This is a genomic window from Vibrio sp. 1159, assembly GCF_033340395.1.
In the GTDB taxonomy this organism is placed as follows: Bacteria; Pseudomonadota; Gammaproteobacteria; order Enterobacterales; family Vibrionaceae; genus Vibrio; species Vibrio alginolyticus.
The window spans coordinates 24,706-49,298 of the sequence record NZ_JAWOWL010000041.1 but is presented as its reverse complement, the minus strand read 5'-3'; the positions used below and the strand labels follow the sequence as shown (position 1 = coordinate 49,298).

General features: G+C 41.4%; 20 protein-coding genes. 9 read left to right on the top strand and 11 right to left on the bottom strand.

The genetic code is table 11. From position 1 onward, the window contains the following. Positions 1-1,319 precede the first annotated feature (1,319 nt). From R7127_RS22715 to R7127_RS22705, 3 genes are all read right to left on the bottom strand, one after another. On the bottom strand, positions 1,320-2,249 hold the full coding sequence (locus tag R7127_RS22715) for a LysR family transcriptional regulator (protein ID WP_137282041.1): 930 nt from the start codon (positions 2,247-2,249) through the stop codon (positions 1,320-1,322). A gap of 145 nt (positions 2,250-2,394) precedes the next feature. Next, on the bottom strand, positions 2,395-5,535 hold the full coding sequence (locus R7127_RS22710; RefSeq protein WP_005377311.1) for an efflux RND transporter permease subunit: 3,141 nt from the start codon (positions 5,533-5,535) through the stop codon (positions 2,395-2,397). A 12-nt stretch (positions 5,536-5,547) separates the two neighbouring features. After that, entirely contained in the window at positions 5,548-6,717 is a 1,170-nt protein-coding gene (locus R7127_RS22705) for an efflux RND transporter periplasmic adaptor subunit (protein WP_172563242.1), read from the bottom strand. A 378-nt stretch (positions 6,718-7,095) separates the two neighbouring features. On the opposite strand from R7127_RS22705, the gene R7127_RS22700 reads away from it, so the two are divergent. Both R7127_RS22700 and R7127_RS22695 read left to right on the top strand, forming a co-directional pair. Next, positions 7,096-8,019 (top strand): LysR family transcriptional regulator, encoded by a 924-nt coding sequence (locus tag R7127_RS22700; protein ID WP_017821684.1) that lies wholly within the window; start codon positions 7,096-7,098, stop codon positions 8,017-8,019. A 140-nt stretch (positions 8,020-8,159) separates the two neighbouring features. After that, positions 8,160-9,134 (top strand): porin, encoded by a 975-nt coding sequence (locus tag R7127_RS22695; RefSeq protein ID WP_172563243.1) that lies wholly within the window; start codon positions 8,160-8,162, stop codon positions 9,132-9,134. A gap of 604 nt (positions 9,135-9,738) precedes the next feature. On the opposite strand, the gene R7127_RS22690 is transcribed toward R7127_RS22695, so the two are convergent. Then, complete coding sequence (locus R7127_RS22690) at positions 9,739-10,083, bottom strand: DUF3316 domain-containing protein (RefSeq protein WP_005377323.1); 345 nt, start codon at positions 10,081-10,083, stop codon at positions 9,739-9,741. A gap of 461 nt (positions 10,084-10,544) precedes the next feature. Between R7127_RS22690 and R7127_RS22685 the strand changes: the two genes are divergently transcribed. The 4 genes from R7127_RS22685 to R7127_RS22670 all read left to right on the top strand — a co-directional run bounded on the left by R7127_RS22685 (position 10,545) and on the right by R7127_RS22670 (position 14,344). After that, positions 10,545-11,333: a transporter substrate-binding domain-containing protein gene (locus R7127_RS22685; RefSeq protein WP_017821680.1), complete on the top strand. Its 789-nt coding sequence runs from the start codon at positions 10,545-10,547 to the stop codon at positions 11,331-11,333. Between the two features lie 135 nt (positions 11,334-11,468). Further along, positions 11,469-12,416: an amino acid ABC transporter permease gene (locus R7127_RS22680; protein ID WP_005377325.1), complete on the top strand. Its 948-nt coding sequence runs from the start codon at positions 11,469-11,471 to the stop codon at positions 12,414-12,416. Positions 12,417-12,430: 14 nt separating this feature from the next. Further along, complete coding sequence (locus R7127_RS22675) at positions 12,431-13,165, top strand: amino acid ABC transporter ATP-binding protein (RefSeq protein WP_005377326.1); 735 nt, start codon at positions 12,431-12,433, stop codon at positions 13,163-13,165. Positions 13,166-13,441: 276 nt separating this feature from the next. Beyond that, positions 13,442-14,344, top strand: a complete 903-nt coding sequence (locus R7127_RS22670; RefSeq protein ID WP_318148536.1) for a homocysteine S-methyltransferase family protein — start codon at positions 13,442-13,444, stop codon at positions 14,342-14,344. Between the two features lie 147 nt (positions 14,345-14,491). On the opposite strand, the gene R7127_RS22665 is transcribed toward R7127_RS22670, so the two are convergent. Further along, positions 14,492-15,484: a zinc-binding dehydrogenase gene (locus R7127_RS22665; protein WP_064376739.1), complete on the bottom strand. Its 993-nt coding sequence runs from the start codon at positions 15,482-15,484 to the stop codon at positions 14,492-14,494. A 346-nt stretch (positions 15,485-15,830) separates the two neighbouring features. On the opposite strand from R7127_RS22665, the gene R7127_RS22660 reads away from it, so the two are divergent. Beyond that, positions 15,831-16,904, top strand: coding sequence for a permease (locus R7127_RS22660; RefSeq protein WP_228010009.1), 1,074 nt, complete (start codon positions 15,831-15,833; stop codon positions 16,902-16,904). Positions 16,905-17,002: 98 nt separating this feature from the next. On the opposite strand, the gene R7127_RS22655 is transcribed toward R7127_RS22660, so the two are convergent. Together R7127_RS22655 and R7127_RS22650 are read right to left on the bottom strand one after the other, a co-directional pair. Next, positions 17,003-17,764 (bottom strand): transporter substrate-binding domain-containing protein, encoded by a 762-nt coding sequence (locus R7127_RS22655; protein WP_005388903.1) that lies wholly within the window; start codon positions 17,762-17,764, stop codon positions 17,003-17,005. A 120-nt stretch (positions 17,765-17,884) separates the two neighbouring features. After that, on the bottom strand, positions 17,885-18,403 hold the full coding sequence (locus R7127_RS22650) for a cysteine hydrolase family protein (RefSeq protein ID WP_005377333.1): 519 nt from the start codon (positions 18,401-18,403) through the stop codon (positions 17,885-17,887). A gap of 114 nt (positions 18,404-18,517) precedes the next feature. Here R7127_RS22650 and R7127_RS22645 point away from each other — a divergent pair, with 114 nt between their 5' ends. Then, complete coding sequence (locus tag R7127_RS22645; RefSeq protein WP_149192492.1) at positions 18,518-19,429, top strand: GlxA family transcriptional regulator; 912 nt, start codon at positions 18,518-18,520, stop codon at positions 19,427-19,429. 203 nt (positions 19,430-19,632) lie between these two features. On the opposite strand, the gene R7127_RS22640 is transcribed toward R7127_RS22645, so the two are convergent. From R7127_RS22640 to R7127_RS22630, 3 genes are all read right to left on the bottom strand, one after another. Beyond that, complete coding sequence (locus R7127_RS22640; protein ID WP_172563244.1) at positions 19,633-20,682, bottom strand: alcohol dehydrogenase family protein; 1,050 nt, start codon at positions 20,680-20,682, stop codon at positions 19,633-19,635. Next, the gene (locus tag R7127_RS22635; protein WP_064376743.1) at positions 20,679-21,200 is read right to left on the bottom strand and encodes a TetR/AcrR family transcriptional regulator; all 522 of its coding nucleotides are present in this window, start codon (positions 21,198-21,200) and stop codon (positions 20,679-20,681) included. Before R7127_RS22635 ends, R7127_RS22640 begins: the two co-directional genes overlap by 4 nt. Positions 21,201-21,343: 143 nt before the next feature. Beyond that, positions 21,344-22,525: an MFS transporter gene (locus R7127_RS22630; RefSeq protein ID WP_017635963.1), complete on the bottom strand. Its 1,182-nt coding sequence runs from the start codon at positions 22,523-22,525 to the stop codon at positions 21,344-21,346. A 159-nt stretch (positions 22,526-22,684) separates the two neighbouring features. Here R7127_RS22630 and R7127_RS22625 point away from each other — a divergent pair, with 159 nt between their 5' ends. Continuing rightward, positions 22,685-23,569, top strand: coding sequence for a LysR family transcriptional regulator (locus tag R7127_RS22625; protein ID WP_005377338.1), 885 nt, complete (start codon positions 22,685-22,687; stop codon positions 23,567-23,569). Between the two features lie 115 nt (positions 23,570-23,684). On the opposite strand, the gene R7127_RS22620 is transcribed toward R7127_RS22625, so the two are convergent. Then, positions 23,685-24,590: a TIGR03571 family LLM class oxidoreductase gene (locus R7127_RS22620; protein WP_064353954.1), complete on the bottom strand. Its 906-nt coding sequence runs from the start codon at positions 24,588-24,590 to the stop codon at positions 23,685-23,687. Positions 24,591-24,593 lie beyond the last annotated feature (3 nt).

Sequence of the window (24,593 nt, the reverse complement as noted above, 5' to 3'; positions counted from 1 at the left end):
TGAAACTCAGTATATTGTATAAAAGTCGCTCAACTTTAGGAGGTTTGGTTTCTCGTCTGAATTACGCAACAAAGCCACTCAGAGTTGGTGATCTTTAATATGTTCTATCTGATATAGTTTCGTTTTTACTCCTTTTTATTTTTTAAGTGGCTACTTCTAATTTATTGATTTTTATTGCTTTGTTTTGAATCCGACTGTTGTGGGATGATAAATGGGATCTGATGTGAAGAGCTATTTATTGACGGAAAGAGATAAGATATAAAAACGACGGCGTGTGATAACTAGATTAGATTACATAATTAACAGTGTAATAAATGCCATTCTTTATGGATTATTTTCAACGAGACTTAATTGTTACGGTTCGTTATTATTAACTCGTTAACGCATCCATTGCTAGGAAGTTAACTTACGCATATTGTTTTTTTCATCATTTGCAGCAAATATAATTTGCTGCTTTTTTTTAGCCAAAAAAGTTCAAAGCTTGAACTACAAGCTCTGAACTCTTATTTATACTTAGTGATTTTCTACTTTAATAAGTAAAACACCGTTTAAAAGTATCGCGTAACCTAGTAACTCTAAGCTTTCTTCAACCAAGTTTTTCACGTCTCTATTGTATGAGTTCCCCATGAACTCGACCCAAAAATCACCATACCCTGCAAATCGTGAGAATAAGAAAACAATAAAAAATCCAATCGTTAATGTCGTGAAGCTAGAATGAGAAATGAAAAGTTTTACCTCATTTTTTATGTTAACTATATTATTAAAACAAAAATAACAGACCGAGACTATTATAATCCAAGCAGGATACTTCCATGAACCGTGAGGGAAATACTGCTCTATGTGGTAGTCCATTTCTCTAACGAATATAACCATAAAAAATGAAGACATTATTACTAATATGTGTTTGAGTTCAAGATATTCCTTAGATTTATACAAACACATTAACGATGAAAAAAGCACAAATGCTATTTGAGTCATTTCTATAAGAGAGTTCTCCGATGTGCTTTTGTCCATTTTTACGCTAAAGTAAATCGTTGCTAACGTATAAATAACCAAAAAAATAAGATAAGATATTTTATATACTAACAAACTAGTGACCGAGGTGTGTTTTTCTTCAATATACATCGTAACTTGTATAGGTGATGGATTTGTTAGTATTATAAATCAAGAATTTTTTATATTTAGTGAATTAAGCGCCATTTAGAATGGAACTTAATTCACCTAACATTAAACTTCGATGAATATTAAACGTTACTGGTTTAATTTATTGTTTTTATTTGATTTTTTATTTTATGTTAATTTTGGTTAAATAGAATCACCTAGCTTTTATTGAAATGCTTTTCCCATATTGGTGGTATGCCAATTTCTTCTTGAACGATATCAATGAATGCCCTAACCAATGGTGATTGCTGACGGTGTGAGTACATAGCATAAATATCACCAAAATCTTGAGTTTCATATTCTGGTAAAAGTTGAACTAAATTAGAAGACTCTAGGTTGTTAGGAAGCATAAATTGACCTATAAGTGCTGCGCCCAGACCTGACTTTACGCTTTCAATTATTAGCTCAGCTTCATTTACCATATATGACCCTGATATTGGGTATGTATCTAAACCATCTGATTTTTCTTTGTCGTAGAATTTAAGTTTGTCGACAATAAAATTACCATTTGAATAAATAATAAAAGGTAGCTTAACTAACTCATCAGGCGTTTCTGGGTTACCATGTTTTTCAATTAAGTTTCGAGAAGCAATGATTGCAGTCGTATTTTTTGCTAATTTTCTTGCTACCATTGATGAGTCCCTCATAGGTCCGATTCGAAAAGCAATATCAAAATTACTTCTAATCACGTCTACATGAAGATCATCTAGCATTAGTTCAACACTTGCTTTTGGGTACTTATGTAAAAACTTCTCTATCGAAGGTTGTAGATAGAGTTTTCCAAATAATGTTGAGCTTGAAATTCGTACTTTCCCTGAAGGCTCAGTCTGAAAGTTCTCCGCTATTTGTTGAGTATCATCAAGGAGTTGAGATATTTGGTCTGCTTTTTCAACTATTTGCTGGCCGACTTGTGTTAATGAAAGAGAGCGAGTTGTTCTGTTTAATAGCCTAACGCCTAAGTGCTCTTCTAACTGCTTGATGTGTTTAGATAAAACAGAGCGGTCGATATTCATCCCATCTGCTGCTTTTGCAAAAGATCCAGCTTTAGAGACTTCTAAAAGCAGGTGTAGTTTATTTGCTAAATCCACAATGTTTATCCAAGTTAGATATTAGCGTATTAGTTTCATGTATAACTACTGCTCTGTCTAGAAATTATTAATATACTTAATAACCAAAAGAAAAGGGAGCAATAGCTCCCTTTAGTATGAATTTAAATGAGTATTTATATTATGGTTATAGTGTTTGACGTTTTTTGTTTCGACTCACTAACATGTAAAAAACAGGTGTGAGTAGTAATCCAAATACCGTTACGCCTACCATACCCGAGAATACGGCAATACCCATTGCTTGTCGCATTTCCGCTCCGGCCCCTGTACCAATCATTAATGGAATAACACCAGCGGTAAATGCAATTGATGTCATTAGAATCGGTCGAAGACGTAAACGACATGCTTCCAAAATCGCTGATAAGGTATCTTGGCCATTGTCTTTAAGTTCTTTAGCGAACTCCACCATCAAGATGGCATTTTTACACGCTAGAGCCACAAGGACAATCAAAGCAATTTGTGTGAATATATTGTTGTCACCACCAATGAACCAAACACCTGCTAGTGCAGAAAAAATGGTCATAGGAACGATCAAAATGATAGCGAATGGCAGTTTTAAACTCTCGTACTGCGAAGCTAGCACCATGAAAACTAACAAGACAACAAGTGGGAATATATACACCATCGTGTTACCAGCCAAAATCTGCTGGTAGGTTACATCAGTCCATTCATAAACCATTCCCTCTGCTAGGTTTTGATCCAGTACTTCCTCAATAGCCGTTTGGGCTTGATCTGAACTGTAACCAAAAGCAGGACTGCCGTTTAGTTCTGCACTAGGGTAGCCGTTATAGTGCATCACGCGGTCAGGCCCAATCGTGGGTATGATCTCCAGTACAGCGCCGAGAGGAACCATTTGTCCGGCAGCATTTCTTACTTTGTAGTTAAGTATTTGGTCAGGTTCGAGACGATAGTTCATGTCTGCCTGGGCATTCACTTTGTATGTTCTACCAAACATATTGAAGTCATTGACGTATAATGATCCTAAATAAACTTGAAGCGCATCAAAAACCTGCTCTAGAGGAACACCTTGCAGCATCGCTTGTTCACGATCTATTTGGATGTCCATCTGCGGCACTTGTATACGAAATGTGGAATATAATCCCATCAGCTCGGGTCTTGTTGATGCCTCACTTATTACCAAGTTCAATTGCTTGAAGAGCTCATCAAACCCCTTGTTCGCACGGTCTTCGATTTGAAGTTTAAAGCCGCCAGTAGAGCCAAGTCCTTGGATTGGTGGTGGTGGAAAAATCGCAACGAAGGCTTCATCAATGATTGAAAAGCTCTTATTCAAAGATGCAACAATCGCATTTGCTCCGAGAGTTGGATCATTTCGTTTATCGAAGTCCTCAAGCGTAACAAAAACGATGCCACTATTCGGACTGTTAGTAAAACCATTGACCGATAAGCCTGGGAAAGAAATGGTTTGTGCTACGCCAGGTGTTGCCAGCGCGAGGTTTTCCATTTCTTTAATAACGGACTCTGTTCGATCTAAACTTGCTGCATCTGGAAGTTGGGCGATCGCAACTAAATACTGCTTATCTTGTTGAGGAATGAATCCTCCAGGAACAGCTTTGAATAGAGAAACCGTTCCCCCGAGTAACGCAATGTATACCACCACAACAACAAGGCTAAAGCGAATCAGCTTCTTGACCAGAGCTTGATATTGGTTCGAGCTATACTCAAAAATTCTATTGAATGGCGCAAAAACATACTTACCAAAAACCGCATCCAAGAGCTTGGTTAGCCGATCGGGTTTTGCGTTCTTATCTTGTAATAGCAGTGCTGATAAAGCAGGCGATAACGTCAACGAGTTAATTGCTGAAATAATCGTCGAGATCGTAATTGTTAGTGCGAACTGCTTATAAAACTGACCGGATAACCCTGTAATAAAGGTCGTCGGGATGAACACCGCACATAACACTAAAGCAATTGCAATAATTGGCCCGGTAACTTCGGTCATTGCTTGTTTCGTTGCTTCTAGTGGTGCAAGTCCATTATGGATGTTCCGTTCCACGTTTTCGACGACGACAATGGCGTCATCGACGACGATGCCTATGGCGAGAACAAGCCCAAACAACGAAAGCGTGTTAATCGATACTCCAAGCATTTGCATTACGGCGAACGTACCGATTAATGAAACAGGCACCGCAATGATAGGGATGATAGACGCGCGCCATGTTTGCAAAAACAAAATGACTACAACAACAACTAGTACAATTGCCTCTAGCAGAGTATGAACCACCGCGTCTATCGATCCACGAACAAAGACGGTCGGGTCGTAGGCTATTTCATATGAAACTCCAGCTGGAAAGGCTGCTTGTAAACGGTCCATGGTTGAACGAACCTGATTAGATAGCTCAATAGCATTAGCACCAGGGCGTTGGAATACGGGCATCGCCACCGCTGGTTTACCATTTAACAAGGCGCGCAGTGCATAAGAGTTTTGACCTAGCTCTACGCGTGCAACGTCTTTAAGACGTGTCAAAGCCCCTGTTTCGTCAACTTTTACTACAATGTCGTTGAATTCATCAATATTCTCCAAGCGGCCTTTTACGTTCAACAAAACTTGGAATTGGTTTTCATTAGCGGCTGGTTGCGCACCTAATGAGCCTGCTGCCACCTGTTGGTTTTGAGATCGGACGGCGGACACAACGTCCATTACGGTTAGATTTCTAGAAGCGAGCTCATCTGGATTTAACCACAAGCGCATTGAGTACTCGTCACCACCGAAAAGGCGCACATCGCCGACGCCTCCGAGCCGAGCTATCTCATCTTTCAAGTTTAAATTAGCGTAGTTAGCTAAATAACTGACTTCACGGCTAGAATCTGGAGAATATATATGCACAACCATAGTGAGATCAGGAGAGGCTTTTTCGGCAACAACTCCTAACCGTTGGACGGCTTCTGGTAATCGGGGCAAAGCTGTAGTGACGCGATTTTGAATTTGAACCTGAGCTTTGTCCAAGTCCGTACCTAAAGCAAAGGTTACGGTCAATGTCATTCTGCCGTCACTGGTTGCCTGTGAAAACATATATAACATGTTTTCTGTACCATTAATTTCTTGCTCCAGAGGCGTAGCAACTGTTTCTGCGATTACTTTTGGGTTCGCACCAGGATAGTTTGCTGTAACTACTACTGTAGGAGGGACAACCTCTGGATATTCACTCACAGGCAACTGTAAAAGTGAAATTGCGCCTACTATTAATATCAATAGCGATAACATAGAGGCAAATATGGGTCTTTGAATAAAAAAGTGTGCAAATTTCATTCGGTTGTCTTCTTAGTCTTGAGCTAAACGTTTATTTGGCAACGATGTTGAGTTTGAAGCCATAATCAATGAGGTGTTGCTAATATCTAGCGTGACATTTTTTGGTGTGATTTTGCTATTTGGGCCAACTTTTGCTGGGCCATTTACCGCAATAACTGAGTCGGCGTTCAAGCCATTCTCGATGGCACGAAATGTTCCGTAACGTTCGCCTAAGGTTACGATGCTGTATTGCAACGTATTCTCTCCATTGAGTGTTAATACAAAGCGGTTTTCTAGATCTGTGCCAATAGAACGCTCTGGAACGAGAACTCGTTCAACTGGTTTGGTTGTTGATATCTGAACTCGGCCAAACGATCCCACTTTTAAGTTTGATTTTGTTGCATCGAATACCGCTCGAACCTGCAAAGTACCGGTGTTTTCGTTGATGGAGTTGTCGACAAAGTCAACGCGTCCAAAAAACTCCTGCCCATTTTGTCCAGATAGTTCAAGACGAGTAGGTAAGTTAGAGTCGGCATTGATTGTCGAGAAGTAACGGTTCCAAGTTCGCTCATCGACATCAAAGTATGCATATACCTGATCGTTAGAGACAATGTTTGATATAACGCTTTGATTTGCGTTTACATTGTTTCCTTTAGTAATGAATGCTCTTGAAATAGTGCCGCTAATAGGGGCATATATCTTCGTAAACTCAAGATCTAACTTTGCGGATTCTAACTGAGCACGCAAGGCCATTAGTTCTGCAGAGCGTTGTTTTACTGCGGTATCTCGGGCCTCTGCTTGTTCCGCTGAGATGGCCTTTCGCTTAACAAGTTGAGCGGCTCTCTTTTGTTCGTTTGCTGCTTGCTCTAGCGCAGCTCGAGCACTCTTAACTTGCGCTTCAAGTCGTGAGACCTGAGCTTTGAAGGTTCGATCATCAAGAGTGACGAGTAAGTCGCCTTTGTTGACACTCTGTCCGTCTTTGAACTCTACCGTTTCAATAACTCCGGAAACGCGCGGCATTAAAGAAACTTTCTCTGGGGCTTGAAGCCTTGTTGTAAAGGTGAACCACGATTGAACGGGCTCATAGATGACTTTGGAGACGTCTATCGTAGGTAAGGGAGTATTAGGTTGTTTGGTTATCTCTTCGTCTGCACAAGCAGCTAAAACGGATAAAAGGCCAATGCCGAAAACTTTCTTTAACATTTGTCGCGCCCTAAATGATTCTGTTCATACTAAAAGGAACGGCATTGTATTCATTGTACCTATGGGTAAATAGGCCCTCAGCGAACATAGAGTAGTGATAAAAATGCACGATTAAATATTGGTCAAAATGCTCACTTTTTGGTTTGAAAAAGGTCAGTTTAGGGTTTTAAAGACGTGGAGTATTGTTAAATGTAATAAGCCATAATAGATAGGAATAACTAAACAGAAGCTAAAGATAGCGACGAAAATTAAAGCGTTTTTAATTCGTGCATTATTTGCAATTCACTGATGCAATTTGAACCATAAAAAATTGAAATTAATTTTGTAAAATCCATTTCCCATCACATAAAGAATAAAAACTAAATAAGGAATTGTGCAGTGGATCTCGCAAGCCAACTTGAATTACTACTGGATGTCTCTGAATACGGAACTTTTGCTAAAGCTGCTGACAGAAATCATATAGATCGTTCAGCTTTGTCAAAACAGATCAAAAAGCTAGAGGATGAATTGGGCTTACGGCTGTTAAACCGTTCCACGCGTTCGCTATCCCTGACCAATGCTGGTGTTGAGATGGTGGCGCAAGCTAAGAAAGTAAGAGAGGTTCTAACTGAAACTCGTAGTATTGCTGCTACATTTCAGGATGAACCGAAGGGTAACCTGAAAATATCAAGCTCCACTTTCTTTGGCAGAGCTTACTTAAATCAGGCAGTTAAAGAGTTTATAAAACAGTACCCAAACATTACTGTAGAGCTGCTGCTCGATGATAATCGAGTCGATGTTATCCACGAAGGTTTTGATGTTGTGTTTCGTATCGGACCAATCCGAGAGTCCAACATGATAGTGCGTAAGTTGGCAAGCAATAATATGGCACTGGTTGCATCGAAGAGTTTTATTGACAAGTATGGAACCCCGAGCTCTCCAGAAGAGCTTATAAAAATGCCAGCAGTAATATACTCTAATGCTAACTTTAAGGCGGATAAGCTACGTATAGCGCCAAGCCAGTCATCAAGCGACGTTAGAACGTATAATATCAACGGGCAGTACTTCGTGAATGAAACTGAGTTAATGCTCGATGCCGTAAAATCTGATCTAGGGTATGCTTTAATAGGGCAGTTCTTTCTTCAGGAGAGTTTGAGTAAACAAGATCTTGTACAGTTGCTTCCTGATTATAATCTTCCCGCAATAGGGGAAATATATGCAATGTATACTCACCGAAATCAACAACCATTAGCCAAACTGTTCATTGATACTGTTCAAAAAATAATAGGAACGCCTCCTGTTTGGATGGATTATCTCGACTAATATGAGTACTAGGACATAATGTTTTAGATTGAGAGCTTGTTTATATTTATCCATAGAATATGGTTGAATTTGCACTTTAAAAATAATTGCCACTGTTCATAATTTCACTCGATTCAAACAACACAAGTAGTGGTAATTAAATGAAAATGACAAGAACGTCGATCGCAATCGCAGCACTTTTCTCTGCAAGTGCTGCAAATTCAGCCGTAGTTTATGAAGATCAAGAATCAGTGTTAAATATTCATGGCCGAGCGCAAGGGATGTATTATTTCTCTGATGATAAAAATGCTGACGGAGATAATAGCTACATTCGTGTAGGACTTTCAGGTGAGTCTAAAATAAATGAAGATCTTTATGCCTTCGGCTTATATGAGTTGGAATTTAAGTCTAATCGCAGAGATACTGATGGGATTGAAGATGATGAATTTGATATCCGAAAAGGCTATGTAGGCGTTGGTGCAGATTACGGAACAGTAAGTTATGGACGTCAATACGGTGCGGTCACTTTAGTATCTGATTACACGGATATTTTCCCGGAGTTTGGTAATGAAGCTGCTGGCGTAAGTGCGGATCTATATGGTACCGGTCGCTCCGATTCAGTATTTAAGCTAACGACAAGCTATGAAGGTTTGAATATTCATGTTAGCTATCAGGCTGAAAACGATGAAGTGTCAACAGATGCAGCCTCTTATGGTGCGGCGGCGGACTACAAGTTGCCATATGGCTTCAAAGTTGCGCTTGGTTACAACGAAGGTGAAGGGCAATCGGGTGCAGAAGATGCAGAGCTGCTAACGGGTGCTATTGCATTTGAATACGACAAGTTTTATGCCTCTGTTTTATACAGTGATGGTGAAAACTGGGCTAAAGATGGTTCTGAAAGTAATATTGATTACACCGGTATTGAAGCAGTTGCCACTTATGAAGTAACAGATAAGCTTTGGGCACTAGTTGGCTATAACAATCTAGAGCGTGATGATGAAGATGTCGTCGATTACTACTCACTAGGTGCAGAGTACGATTTGACTTCTAATTTTAAAGCACTAGCAGAATACAGAATTACAGATGTAGACAATGAAGACGATATTCTTGCAATAGCTGCGAGATATTCATTCTAAAAAATTAATAAATATAAAAAGCCTGAAACTATTTTCAGGCTTTTTATTTATCGGTGTAATTTTATAAGTGCTGATTTTCATCCATATATAATGGATTATATTGATCGTTACTTGTTAAAGTGTTTTGGATATAATTGTTTTGTTAGCTAGTCCACTGCTAGTTTTCATTTTCATATTTTTTGAATGATGATTTTTTCTTTGGCAACAAGAAGTATCTTGTTGCCTTTTTTTTACGTCTTATGGTTAATTAAAACAAAAAGAGTTTTTTTATATATTGCTATAAACGAGAAAAATATAACGAAAATTGTCAATCTTAGGTTGAGTTAATCTTCATAAAAAAGTGAACTCAATTTCAAGGGTCTTTTTCATTTAAGTGATGTGGAATCCATATGGCGAACCAAGTGAATGATAAAGCGCCAAACGACGAAATGTATCTCAATGAAGATTGGAAAAATTATTTTTATGTAAACGATAGAGGTAGGGATTGATACTGTTTATGTAAGGAGAGAGCGATTTATGAAAAGCAGTCGTTTCAATATGATTAGACACCTTTACTTTCTTAAAATAGGAAGGGCTCTAAGAAAGTAAAGGTGCAGATGATTTTTTAGTTTTTACCGCCGTCACTTGTTCTGAAGTGATAATCGAAGTTTATGATTGCACGATATTTAACTTCATCACGGTTAAGTGCGTATTCTTCAACTCTCACTTTACTATCATCGATTGCAATATCACGAGGGAAACCGCTTCCAATGATGTTTAGACGATTTCTAAGTTCATGTTTTGATAGCGTTTGGTATTCATCGACAAGATCAAACGCAGAGCTATAAGCGGCATCTTTTGTCGTAAAGTCATTGAGAACAACTTTGTTTGTAGAGTGTTCGACATGAATACCAGCAGTAGCAGATAAACTGAATAATAATAGTGATGAGAGCGTCATTAGTTTTTTCATATAGTCACCTTTTTATTTGTATTACAAAGTCAAGATGTCCAACGAATCCTTGTTAATATCTCTCGACAAAGGTGATAGTGCCATTATAGAAATGTGCTGTACATCACATTTGTGACCATTAACTATGGAAGAATTGTCAACAATAAAACTCAAGCACTCTTGACATTACGGTCAATGTGAAAAAGCGAATATCTGTATGGTTTCGTTATTAATTAAACCACTCTCGGAAACGCTGACTATTCAGTCAAAGCGTATGTTTCTTGTCGTTATAGTGACCTGCCTACAACTTAATCACTTAATGCATGCAATTCAATTGCAATGGCTTGGTATAGATTTTCATTCAGATCTTCCAGCTTAGTAACGATCCTACAAATTCTAGTGATTAAAAAGTCATTGTTTGTGGTTTTTTATTCTATTGTCGTGTATAAAAAAACTTTACAACAAATGATAAAGGAATATCCATGAAAAAGTTATTGTGTTTTGCTGCACTGGGGTTAGCTGTTTCGACGACGGTTAATGCAGACCCAATTTTAGACGACATCAAAAGTACAGGGGAGCTAAAAGTCTGCTTTGATTCTGGGTATATGCCTTTTGAAATGACAGCAAAAAATGGGCAGTACATCGGGTTTGATATCGATTTGGGTAAGCAAATGGCGCGTGCCATGGATGTTAAGTTTGTTCCGGTAAACACTTCATGGGATGGCATTATCCCAACACTGTTGACTGGTAAGTGTCACATGATTATGGGCGGGATGACTATCACACCTATGCGAAATACTCAGGTGAATTTCGCTGATCCCTATGTGGTTATTGGTCAATCTATTCTCGTAGATCTCAAGCATGAAGGTAAAGTGTCTAGTTACCGTGATCTCAATAGTCCAGATTATGTTGTTGCAACTAAGCTTGGGACAACGGGTGAGCAAGCGGTAAAACGATACCTTCCGAAAGCTAAGATAAATCTATACGAAACCCAGTCTGAAGCGGTACTTGAGGTTGCCAACGGAAAGGTAGATGCGTTTGTTTATGACTTTCCTTACAACTCTATTTATGTGGCGGAAAACAAAGGGCAGTTAATGCACTTGGCTAAACCGTTTACTTACGAGCCTTTGGGTTGGGCTGTGCCGCAAGGAAATCCAGATACGCTTAACTTCTTAAACAACTATTTACGTCAAATTAAGGGCGATGGAACTTACGATCGCATTTACGATAAGTGGTTTAACGACGATAAATGGTTAAAGCAAGTCAAGTAATCATATTGTTATTGTAGAGGAGCGGTTAGCTTCTGGCTCGGTTCATCGCCAACCAAACGGTTCGTGCTGTGAAGCTAACGCTTTTCTTTATTCAAATACCCAACCAACTTTAATCAAAGTCATTCTCGGAATCACATGCAAAATAACTTTAAATCCCTATTGTGGAACGCTGTTTTTGTTCTTGTTTTGCTATCAATTTGCGGTCTTGTCTATCTGTCAGGTAAGCGAATCGATTACAGCTGGAATTGGGAGCGTGTCCTTCCTTATATTGCCACTAACGCTGCTTCATCCATTACCGCGCCTGTCGATGGGAACATCATTCTCGACGAGAATAACCAACTGGCTCTGGAGAGTATTCATGGTGATATTGTTCTTGAACTAAGCCAATATAAGTCTGTGGACGTCTATGAAGGTGATCTTATTTTTGAAGGAGATACCTTAGCAACTATAAAAGAGTGGCGCTCTGGCCCAATTTTAGATGGTGTTGTGACGACAATTAAAATCTCGCTCTGGTCACTTATCATTGCTCTAGCGTTGGGCTTAGTTGTCGGACTAATGCGTATATCCAGCAATCCGGCATTAAAAAAGCTGGCGCTTGTGTATGTCGAGGTCATTCGTGGAACGCCTCTTTTAGTACAGATTTTTATCGTTTACTTCTTTATTGGTACTGTGCTTGACCTTGAGCGTTTTACTGCGGGAGTGATAGCGCTCTCCGTGTTTACCGCCGCTTATGTCGCAGAAATTGTGCGGTCAGGAATCCAGTCAATCCCAAGAGGACAAATGGAAGCGGCGCGTTCACTAGGAATGAATTATCCCAAAGCGATGATTTATGTCATTTTACCTCAAGCGTTTAAGCAGACATTACCTCCCTTAGCCGGGCAGTTTATCAACCTGATAAAAGATTCCTCACTTGTCTCCGTGATTTCGATTACTGATCTGACAAAAGCGGGCAGGGAAGTCGTAAGTGGTAGTTTTGCCCCATTTGAAGTTTGGTTTACCGTAGCGGCCCTTTATTTGCTTCTGACTAGTACCTTATCTTGGGCAATACAAACGTTAGAAAAGAAATTGGCAGCAAGTGATTAATGGTGGAGTCATTAATGGAATACATTATTTCAGCAAAAACAATTAATAAAATTTACCCTAATGGCTGCCATGCGCTCAAGGACGTATCGGTAAATGTAGAAAAAGGGGAAGTGATTGTCATCGTAGGACCGTCAGGTTCTGGTAAGTCAACATTCTTACGGACGATCAATCAATTAGAGACAATAAATAGTGGGTCTATTATCGTAGATGGTATCGATATGTACCACAAATCTACGGATATCAATAAACTACGCGCTGATGTGGGCATGGTATTTCAAGGCTTCAACCTTTTTCCACATAAAACGGCGATAGAGAACGTCATGTTAGCACCTTTAAAGGTTTCTAAACGTGACCCTGAATCGGTGAAGAAAGAAGCAAAAGATTTGCTTTATAAAGTTGGTCTGTCGGAGAGAATGGATAATTATCCTAATCATTTATCAGGCGGACAGCAGCAGCGCGTCGCAATCGCTCGTGCGTTAGCAATGAAGCCCAACATTATGTTGTTTGATGAACCCACATCAGCACTAGACCCTGAAATGGTTGGAGAAGTTCTTGATGTGATGAAAGATTTGGCCAAGGACGGAATGACCATGGTCGTGGTTACTCATGAAATGGGTTTCGCAAAAGAGGTCGCTGATAGGGTGTTGTTTATGGAAGATGGTGAGCTTTTGGTTTCTGACTCTCCTGAGCGATTTTTTGATAACCCCTCCAATCCTAGATTACAGAAGTTTTTATCTAAGGTCTTATAATAAAAAGAAAATTTGATTGAGGGTTAGTCCCTCAATCACTTCATGCACTATTGTGGCTCGTAACGCCCGCCTCGCCGAGAGACATAGATAATGGGCTTTTTACTCGAAGTTAATGGCGATAACATTATCTTGGTCCGAATGAAAGGTCTGGTAAATACTAGAGTGTTTAATCAGCCATTAAGTTTTTGTTCACTTTAAACATAACAATTTCATTTTGAATTGATAAAAATTGTGTTTGAATAGAGCTTATGGATGTTTGGCGGTATGGATGTCTAAATGAAGAAAGTAACAATTTTAGATGGTGGCATGGGGCGAGAGTTAAAACGTATTGGCGCCCCTTTTTCTCAGCCGCTTTGGAGTGCACAAGCGCTAATTGAATCACCACAACATGTAAAAATGGCCCATGAGAATTTCATAGACGCTGGCGCAGAGATTATCACTGTCAACAGTTATGCATGTGTCCCATTTCACTTAGGCGAGGAACTCTATGCAAAACGGGGGACTGAGTTAGCAAAATCTGCAGCTAAAATTGTCAGAGATGTAGTCACCAGCTCTAACGATAGAGTGCTCGTTGCGGGCTCTCTTCCTCCTGTAATGGGGTCTTACAGGCCTGAATTATTCGAGCCGAAAAGGGCACTGGAAGTGGCCTCTGAGTTATTTGAAGCTCAAGATCAATATGTTGATATTTGGTTAGCTGAGACCGTGTCTAGCCTCGCTGAAGTTGAAGTTCTATCAATAATTTTAGCCAAAACAGATAAGCCCAATTATATTGCTTTCACCTTAATGGATGAGCCTAACTCTTTGCCTCGCCTTCGCTCAGGGGAATCTCTTAAAGTCGCGGTTAATACGCTGTTGAAAACAAATGTTTCAGGTATCTTTTTCAATTGCTCTATTCCTGAAGTTGTCGAGCAAGCGATCATAGATACACAAGCAGTATTGAGTGAGTCAGGTAGAGAATTGACGATAGGTGTTTTCGCAAATAGCTTTGCTCCGATAAAGCAAGCGCACCAAGCCAACGAGACCATTCAGGAAGTTCGTCATTTCTCTCCGACTGAATATCTTGAGTATGCTAAAAAGTGGCATGCGCAGGGAGCGAGCATTATTGGTGGTTGCTGTGGGATTGAACCACGTCATATTAAATTGCTAGCGACTTGGAGAGACACTCTCGAAAACGCTTAATTTTGGTGAAGCGCAGGGAAGTATGGCAAGAGGTTTTGTTTTTCATTCATCGTTATAGACAAAATAAAGGTCTTTCATATCTGGCAAAGTAACAAGATGCTTTAACTTGCTCATTACTTTGCCAGTTTTCCTCGAGATCTTTATTAATTATTTTTGGTTCAGATTAACGACAATCTTTCCAACTGTTCTCTGATTTCGCATGTCCAAGAGTGCGTTACCTACATCCTCTAAGCCGATGATCTTCAGTTTCGGTACTTCCAATTCTCCATTTTCTAATAGCTCAGACACTTCCTTTCCGGCATTAACGATACTTGCAAACCCTCTCTCGCCAAAGACATGACCAGAGCCCAAACTTATTTGGTGGAAGCCCAAGCCTTTTAAGAAGGCATCTGGATATTGAGAAGGGTCGACAGTCTTGACGAGCTCCACCATTTCGCCCTCAAAGGTTAACACCGAGGCTGCAATTCGGTCGTTATCACCGCCTACACAATCGAGTGCAACCTCAACGCCATGATTTCCGGTAATGTCCATTACTCGCTGAACTACATCTTCATGATGATAATCAATCATATGGGTTGCTCCTAACGAGGACAAATATGCGTGATTAGCTTCTGAACTAGTAGCAATGATCTGTTCAACACCAAATGTCTTTGCTAACTGAATAGCAAAGCTTCCAACGCCGCCAGCACCTCCGGCGATAAAAATGCTGCTTCGATTTGAAATATCGAGCTTGTCTACCAAAGCGCGATATGCGGTCCAGGCTGCGCAAGGTGTAGATGCTGCTACTTCAACCGGAACCTGAGGGTGCTTTATAAGCGTTCTTGAATCATGGATAGCAAATTCAGCGAATCCTCCGTGATGGCGTCTCATGTTTCCGTGATACAACACTTTATCGCCAACCTTCCAATCAACGACCGCATCGCCTACAGAGACTATTTCTCCTGATACGTCTAACCCGCCAACAAAATTGTTATCCATGTTAGTGACCATGTCTGACCAATAATGGATTTTTGCATCGACAGGGTTCAAACCAACAGCGTTAACTTTAACCAATACATCAAATTGGGTTTCTAGTTTTGGTGTAGGTAATTCGGATAAAGAGAAAGTATCTTTATCTCGTTGGTAAGTTATCGCTCTCATAGGTTTTCCTTATTATTAAGAATGGTCGAAAGTCATACTAACTCAGAGGGTGCTGCTGCAATAATTATGGTTTTTTCTTATTTTGATAATTTTAGGTTATGTTTGATAAAAAGGATTCGAGATGCTCTGAAATTATCATCGACAACCAGTCTGCATAGCTAACGACATGTCACTTTATGATAAGTAATGACTAGTTTTATTATTCCATTTTTATGGAAATATTTTGTTGATCTTTTGTTTTGTGATTCTATAATTCCAGAAATATCGAAATAAAGGCTTATCTATCAGGTAAGCTTGTTAGCGAAAAATGACGAGGAGAGTAAATGTGAATACAGAAATTATAACTATGGCTAAAGAAGCGCTGGATATGTTTGCGTTTCTAGCAACCGAACTTATCATCTTATTTCTGGCAATTAGCTACATTGTCGGTGTGTTGCAAGATTTTCTAACGCCAGAAAAAATTCAATCTATTCTCAGCTCGAAAAAGGGTAAAGGTTACTTCATTGCTGCGTTGCTAGGTTCGATTACGCCTTTCTGTTCGTGTTCGACCATTCCTTTCTTAAAAGGCTTGTTGCGTGCAAGAGCAGGTTTTGGACCTATGATGGTGTTCCTATTTGCAAGCCCGTTGCTTAACCCAGTGATTATTGGCTTGTTTGTGGTGACTTTTGGTTGGAAAGTTGCGGTATTTTACTTTGCTATCGCGATGTCAGTATCAGTGGTAGCAGGCTATGTACTTGAAAAACTAGGGTTTGAACGTTACGTCAAACCAGAAGCATATCAAGCGGTAGGTTCTTCTTCGTGCGGTACTTCTTGTGGCGATTCAAGCAAGAAAAAAGAAGAAGCGAGACCAGCATCAAGCTGTGATACCAGCGCCTGCAATGAACCTACGCCAGTTGCGGCGAAAACATCTTGTTGTGGTGATGTACCAAAACCTGAACCTAAAGTGGAAGTATCTTGCTGTTCATCTGGCGGTAGTGCAACAGCGACAGTCGTGGAAGAGAAAGAGCCTAGCCGCTGGGTACGTATTTGGCAATCAACTTGGAAAGACTTTAAGCAAGTGTTCCCTTATCTCATGATGGGCATTGCGATTGGTTCATTTATCTATGGCTTCATCCCGACGGAGTTCATTGCGGAGTTCGCTGGTGAAGCGAAGTGGTACGCGATTCCGGTCGCAGCAATCATTGGTATTCCATTGTACATCCGTGCAGAGGCGGTCATTCCACTTAGCGCGGCACTAGTACAAAAAGGTATGGCTCTTGGATCTGTTATGGCGCTTATTATTGGTAGTGCTGGCGCAAGTCTTACAGAAGTGATTTTGTTGAAATCAATTTTTAAGAACCAAATGATCGCTGCCTTCCTAATCGTTATCTTAACGATGGCCATGGGAGCGGGTTACTTATATAGCTGGGCTTTTTTATAAAAATAACCCTCGGGCGATTGCTCGAGGGCTCTGTTTTTGTCGCCATATAGGGAAAGGGAAGTTTCCTATACCGCGCAGACTATAAAAAAATAACGAGGTTACTCGTAAATACTATAGGAGAAATACTTGCTGGCGATGGTTTTATGCTTACCGCTCTGGATCAATTTTTGTATTCCGCTATCGAGTAATGCTTTTAATTCTTTGTCTTGTTTTCTCACTGCTACGCCAATGCCACGGCCGAACCACTTTTCCTCTGTAAACGCTGGTCCAGTAAAGTGATAGCCTTCACCTTGTGCAGTTTCAAGAAAACCAGCACTTAAACCGATTGAGCCGCCAAATACAGCATCTAACCGTCCATTGAGTAGATCGGTAAATGCCTCATCGAACGTACCATAACGACGAATATCAATATCTGGATACAAGGCAGAAAGGTACTTATCACCAATTGTGGCTCTTTGAACTCCAATAGATAAACGATTTAGGCTGCCGTCATCCATGTTGATTTCTCTATCATTTTTCATTACAAAACGAGTCGGTACTTTTGCATAAGGGACGGTGAAATCGACTTTCTTTTCTCGTTCTTCTGTGATTGTCATTGCAGCAATAATCGCATCGTTCTTGCGACTAAGGAGAGAAGGGATGATGCCATCCCAATCCATTTTTGAGATAACGCACTTTACTTCTAACTCTTTGCATAACGCGTTAGCGAGGTCGACTTCAAACCCTTCTAGCTTTCCCTCTTTTGTCGTCCAGCTAAATGGGGGGTAAGCCCCTTCAACAGTGAAGCGAATTTGTTTCCACTCTTTCGCATGGCTGAAAACTGAAAATAAGCTAATAAACAATACGACTATCCATTTCATAAACGTTTCCTTGTAACTATTTGGAAACCAATGTTTAACACAAAGTAAGCAAATATCAATGAAAGTGCATATATGTGTGACCTTTCGCCCGCATTGTGTGAGCGAAAGGTTGTGCGTGTATTACAGCTTATCTTCAATAGTTACGAGGGGAACTCTCGTTGAGACAGCGTGAAGTGCAATGTTGTGAATCATTTCATCGACCGTGGTACAGCTATCCATTAAGATCGAAACATCATACTTGTCCGCAGATTTTGAGATAGCAGTATGTGTGACGCAGTTTTGTGTCATCATTCCGCATACAAGTAACTCCGTTACATTTTTGCTTGCCAATACTTCTTCTAAACGTGTTCCTTCAAAGCTATCTGCGAAGTGCTTTACCACGATTTCGGAATTCGGCGCTAAAGCAAGAACTTCTGGGTGAATATTGGCACCGTCGCTGCCTTCATTGAAGAATGGGGCAATACCCATGGCAGGGTCGGCAATATGCTGAATATGAATCACAGGAATGTTTTGCTCATTGGCTTTAGTTATTGCTCTCTTAACATTGTCTAAAGTCGATTCTGTATTCCATAAAGGAAACTTTCCTTCTGGGAAATAGTCGTTTTGCAAATCAATTACAAGTAGGGCTTTTTGAGTCATTTTCTTTTCCTTTTATTGAGGATCATTGCGGTACGAATAATATAAAGACTTTTAGCTACCTTCTTTAGAGTCTAAAATGACACAAAAGAGTCAAAAAGCGACACTTGAAGATAAATGAAAATAGCACTCGTTAATTACCCAGATAGCTCGCAAGCCTCCGTATATGGTTTAAGCGAACTCTTCGAGATGGCAAACCGTGCGGCGGCTAAATTGGGCGTTGATGTACACTTTGAAGTAGAGATATTGGATCACTGGTCAAACACGCACTTCGATGTGAAAACAGCGGTAATGATTCCGCCTAGCGGCACTGGTCAATATTACTTAGAACCAGAGCCAGAGCTACTCGACTGGTTAAAAGTCCAATATAGTAAAGGTGCGATTTTAGCCTCCGCCTGCGCTGGTACTTTTATTCTTGCTCAAACCCAGTTGTTGACCAATAAGTCTTGTACGACACACTGGGGCTTGGCTCCTTCATTAGCGAGTCAGTTTCCCGATATCCACGTAAGACAAGAAGCCATCCTTATTAACGAAGGAACGATCATTACGGCTGGGGGTATGATGTCATGGGTGGATTTAGGTTTGGAGCTGGTTTCCTTATTTGCGTCACCGGCAGTAATGCGCCTGTTAGGCAAAATGTTGGTTATTGATACTGGTCCGAGAGAGCAACGCTTTTATCAACAGTTTACCCCAAACTTCCAACATGGTGATGAGGTAATTGTTCAACTACAGCACTATATAAACGATCATTATCAAGGAAAACTGAGCAATAAAGAGCTTGCAGAGTTGAGTTGTTTAACAGAAAGGACATTGCAGCGACGCTTTAAAAAGGCGACAGGTTTCAATGTTAACCAATACATACAAAGCTTAAGAGTACAAAAAGCTTGTGATTTACTTGAGTCGACAACCCTAACATTTGACGCAATATCATTTAGAGTGGGTTACCAAGATGTGAGCGCGTTCAGGAAAATATTTAATAGGATCGTAGGTTTAACACCGAAGTCGTTCAGATCTCGGTTCTGTTCATGAACGCCAGAAGTAAGATAATGTTGGTATTAAACATTTATAACTCAGAAGCAAACACACATATTTTTACAAGCTGGCTTAGCGTGATGAAAAGGGATAACAAGCTAAGCCAACCGTAGCGATCTTCTAAGTATTGAGAACTTTTTAGGATGCTTAAAGTGTTCTCAAATTACAACGACTTGTATAGGCCGCTGTTAATCGAAAAGCTATGTGATTTCCAAAACCAGTTTCCCAGTATGTTGCTTGCGTGAAAATACTTCTTGCGCTTGACCTATCTGGTTTAAGGGAAATGACTCCGCGACTAAGGGGCGAATTGCGTTCTGTTCGATATAGCGAACCAAGTTACCGAATACTTCTGGTGCCAAAACGGTACAACCAAATAACGCTAGGTCTTTAAGGTAAAGAGTTCTTACATCCAGCTCGACAATTGGGCCGCCTATGGCGCCGGAAACAGCGTATCTTGATCCTGGCTTTAGTACCTGAAGAAATTGTGGCCACTGCTCTCCTGCGACCAAATCAATCACTACGTCAACGCTGTTTTCTCCGAGAGTCGCCGTTAAATTTGCATCGCGAGGGATAACTTGGTTTGCTCCTAATGCCGTGATCTGTTCTTTCTTTTCTGGGCTGGCGATAGCAATGACGTATGCTCCACGCGCCTTCGCCAGTTGGATTGCGGCAGAGCCAACACCACCGGATGCCCCTGAAATCAGTACGGTATCGCTCGCTGTGACATTAGAGCGGACAAGCATGTTCTCGGCAGTTGAATAAGAACAAGGGAAGGAGGCCAAATCGATATCCGATAAACTACTCTTCACTGCATATGCATGTTTACTGTCAACAACAGTGAACTGAGCGAAGCCACCATCACATTCTGAACCGAAGTACCAAGGCGAGCTAAGTGCTTGACTGTTGAAGCGCGTAATACATGGTTCGATGAGCACGCGCTGGCCGACTCGTGATGGGCAGATATTCTCACCAACAGCGACGATGGTACCGCATACATCGGCACCTTGGATTCGAGGGAGAGATAGCGCGTCTCCTGACCAACTTGCATCCATGCTATTGGCGTCGTTTTTAGAATACCATGCTGTTCGGGTATTGATGTCGGTGTTATTGACTCCGGCGGCGGCAACTTGGATCAATACATCATCAGGCGAGGGGACTGGCACAGGTAGATCATCGCGGTAACGAAGCATATCTGGCCCACCATGACCGATAAGTTGGACGCCTTTCATGACTTTCGGGATTGTGGTCATTGATTGTTCTCCTTCATTAGTTCTAGCAGAGTGTGCTCAGCGGATGCAAAGGCAGCGTGACCGAGAACCGGCCATGCGTTGGATAGACCTTCATGTAACAAGAAGAGTGTGGTTGCGAGGTCTTCTCGCTGACTTAGTTGGCCCATAAGCTGACGGACCGCCAATTTGTGTTGTTTTACTGCTTGATTAATTGATAGATTTTCTGGATAGGCTGCTAATGCATTGATGGACATGCAGCCATTCGGTGCAAACTCCTTCATCCAATCCTCGAGGCGAGTGAATAGGTGTAATACAGCCGGTGTTCCATTGGCAGGGGCGTCTTCGAGCAAAAAACTCAAATACCTTTGATGGCGATGCTCGAGAGCTGCAACAATCATCGCTTCCTTGGAGGGGTAGTATTTGTACAGGGTTCTCAGGCTGACTTCGCAGGCGTTTTTGAGTTGGGGTACGCTAGGCTCGGCGAAGCCATACTGACTGAATGCTTTTTCTAGGCTTGCTGCGATTTTTTCTTTCACTATTTGATACACCAGGTAGAACGTTTGTTTTACCTAAGGGTAGAATAAACTTTCTACCTCAGTCAATGGTGTATTTAAACTCTGTATTGAAAGCCCGACGTAATGCCGGGCTAATTTAAGTGATTTTTATCGATTTGGAACGTGAATCAGTGTGCCGTTGCGTGCTGCTCTCCACGCTTGTCTAGCATTCCGCTGAAACGGGTTAGTAGTAGAGCACCTAATACTACGATCGCGCCAATCCAAGGTGTGTGCATCAGCCCAGCATTGGCCACGATAAGGCCACCGCCCCAAGAACCCAGTGCAATACCTACGTTAAATGCAGCAATGTTGAGACCAGAAGCCACGTCGACTGCATCAGGTGAATATTTCTCTGCTAGTTTGACAACATAAACTTGAAGCCCTGGAACGTTACCAAAGGCAAACGCACCCCAGACAAGAATGGTCACTACTGCAGAAATTGGATTAAATGCTGTGACACTAAACACGAGCAATACCACAATTAGGCCCGAGAAAATCGCTGTCAGAGCTTTGATTGGCCCCATAGAGTCGGCCATCTTTCCGCCCCAGATGTTGCCGAATGCGACTGATACACCATAAACCAACATAATTAGGCTGATAGCGCTAGAGCCAAACCCCGAAACTTCTTCCAAAATAGGAGCCAAGTAAGTGAAGGCTGTGAACGTACCACCGTAACCGAGCGCGGTGATTGCGTACACCAAAAGTAGACGAGGTTGAGTCAAGACTTTTACTTGCGATGACAGCTTGGTTGCTGGTGGTTGTTTCAGATTACTCGGCACTAGCAGAGCGCTTCCTATCAGTGCGATGATTCCAAGGATCGCGACGATTAGGAAGGTTGCCTGCCAACCAAATGTCTGGCCAATCCAGGTGCCAAGTGGCACGCCCGTCACTAGAGCTACGGTGAGACCGGTAAACATAATAGCAATTGCGCTAGCGGCTTTTTCTTTTGACACTAGGCCAGTGGCGATAGTCGAGCCGATCGAAAAGAACACACCGTGTGCAAGCCCGGTCAGTATCCTTGCTGTAACTAGTGTGTTGTATCCAGGTGCTTGCCAGGCTAACAGATTGCCAAGAACAAACAGTGCCATAACAGAAAGCAGAACGTACTTTCTTTTCCAGTTACCAGTCAGCGCTGTTAAAACGGGAGCACCAACCGCGACACCAAGTGCGTACAGGCTAACTAAAAGACCCGCTGAAGGTAATGATACGTTGAGGTCGGAGGCCATAGTCGGTATCAGACCGACAATTACAAACTCCGTGGTTCCAATAGCAAAGGCGCTAAGCGTCAATGCAAGTAAAGCTAAAGGCATAACAACTCTCTCTTAAAATCATTGAATATGAATGGATAAACGAATAGCCCGTCTCCATGTCGTGTATTATTAAAGAGTTATTCGTTGCGAAAAATGGTGTTTATTACAAAATACTTTTGTTATAAATGATTAAAATGCGCAGTTAAGAAAGGGGATGAAATGTTAACCCGATCAGATGAATTAGAGATTCTCATGGCAGTTGTGGATAGTGGTGGATTTTCTTCCGCTGCTGATGCACTAGGTATTCAAGTCGCTAGGGTATCTCGTGCGGTTAGTAAAGTTGAATCACAGTTGGGGGTAACCTTGCTGAATCGCACGACACGCAGAGTGGAAGTTACTGAGGAAGGGCATCAGTTTGTTGAAGCGGTTCGCTTAGGTTTACTACAAATACAGCAAGCTGAAGAAGAGATCATCACACGAGGTGAATTACCCAAGGGGCGCTTAAGAGTTGATGCCGCTAGCCCATTTGTTTTACATCAACTCGTGCCGTTAATTCAGCCATTTAAAGAGGCTTATCCTGATATTCAACTCGATCTTACCTCTAATGAGGGTTTTGTGGATCTATTGGAAAAAAGAACCGATGTGGCGATACGTATTGGACGATTATCGGATTCAACACTGCATGCTAAACCTTTAGGAACAAGCCCACTATTTATCGTTGCCACGCCTGGTTATTTATCTAAACGAGGTTTCCCTGAAGCGGTGAGCGATTTGCGCAGTCATAACTTGATCGGTTTTTCTGGCGCTAAAGTGTTAAATCAGTGGCCATTACGAGGGTTTGAGATGATAGAGCCTGATATCCTATCCAGCAGTGGTGAAACGGTTAGACAGTTAGTGCTGGCAGGGAACGGCATTGCATGTTTATCTGGCTTTATGGTGAAAGATGATCTTGATTCTGGACGGTTAGTGGCATTGTTTGAATCGGAAAAAATCACAAATACTGGACGAGAACAGGTCAATGCTGTCTTCTACAAATCTTCTTCAGTCTCTAAACGTATTTCCGCGTTCATCGACTTTATTCAACCAAGACTTACTTTAAAATAACTCTATTATTGTTGTTTTAACAAAAGAGTTTTGTCGTTATTGCAGCTTTTGTTTTTCCAAGTGCCAAGCCTAGCGTGCCACCCCTTAGTAAGGTGGCACATATTTTTATTTGATCTTAGTTAAAGCGTGGCAACACGTACTGAGCGATCTGTTCCATTGATTTCTCAATTGGTTGGCTATTACGACGGAAATGCAACCCGATGTGATTGACTCCTGCTTCTTGCATTTTTTCTAGCTCATCGCTCAAGCCATTGACTCCGGCCCGGATACCAAAATGATGCCGAACGACTGGTGCATTTGGGTTATCGACTAAATCAAGATGAATAAAGCTGGCGTAGGGTTTGTTTCCCGCTACGGAGCGCCAAAGTGCAACGCGGTGTTCATGATCATCAGGTGTGCCTGGGTAGGCGAGCCAGCCGTCTAGGTTTTCTCCTATCCATTGTGGACTTTGCTGCGCTAACCCTGCGACATAGATAGGAATATCAGCAAACTCGGGTAATAACTGTAGATCGTTACCCAGCTTATCATTTTGCGTATCTTTCAAAATCTCTACACTTTCTCGAAAAGCTGAGCCACGGCTGTCAAAGTTGGCATTAAAAACGGGATATTCACTAGGGCGGTCTCCACTAGCCACACCGAGTATCAGGCGGTCACCACTTAACTCGTTGATGGTCGCAGCGGCTTTTTTCACTAGCCAAGGTTGTCTTAACGGTAATACTATCGCTGCTGTCCCTAGTAGAATGTTGTCGGTGCACGCAGAGAGATAGCCAAGATAACTGAACGGTTCATAAATTTGTGCCGCGTCTCCAAAGTTAGGGTCGTACAACGGGACATCTCTCACCCACGCTACGTTAAAGCCTAACTTATCGGCTAACATAATACGCTGTTTATGTGCACTCATGTCTGGTACGCCGAACGGTTTTCGTTGGAGCAGGCGTTTTTTCTGGCCTTCTTGGGTCCAGTCATTATCTAGGGGGAGCTCAACCCCGATGGTGAATCTGTTACTTAAATCTTTATGCATTAT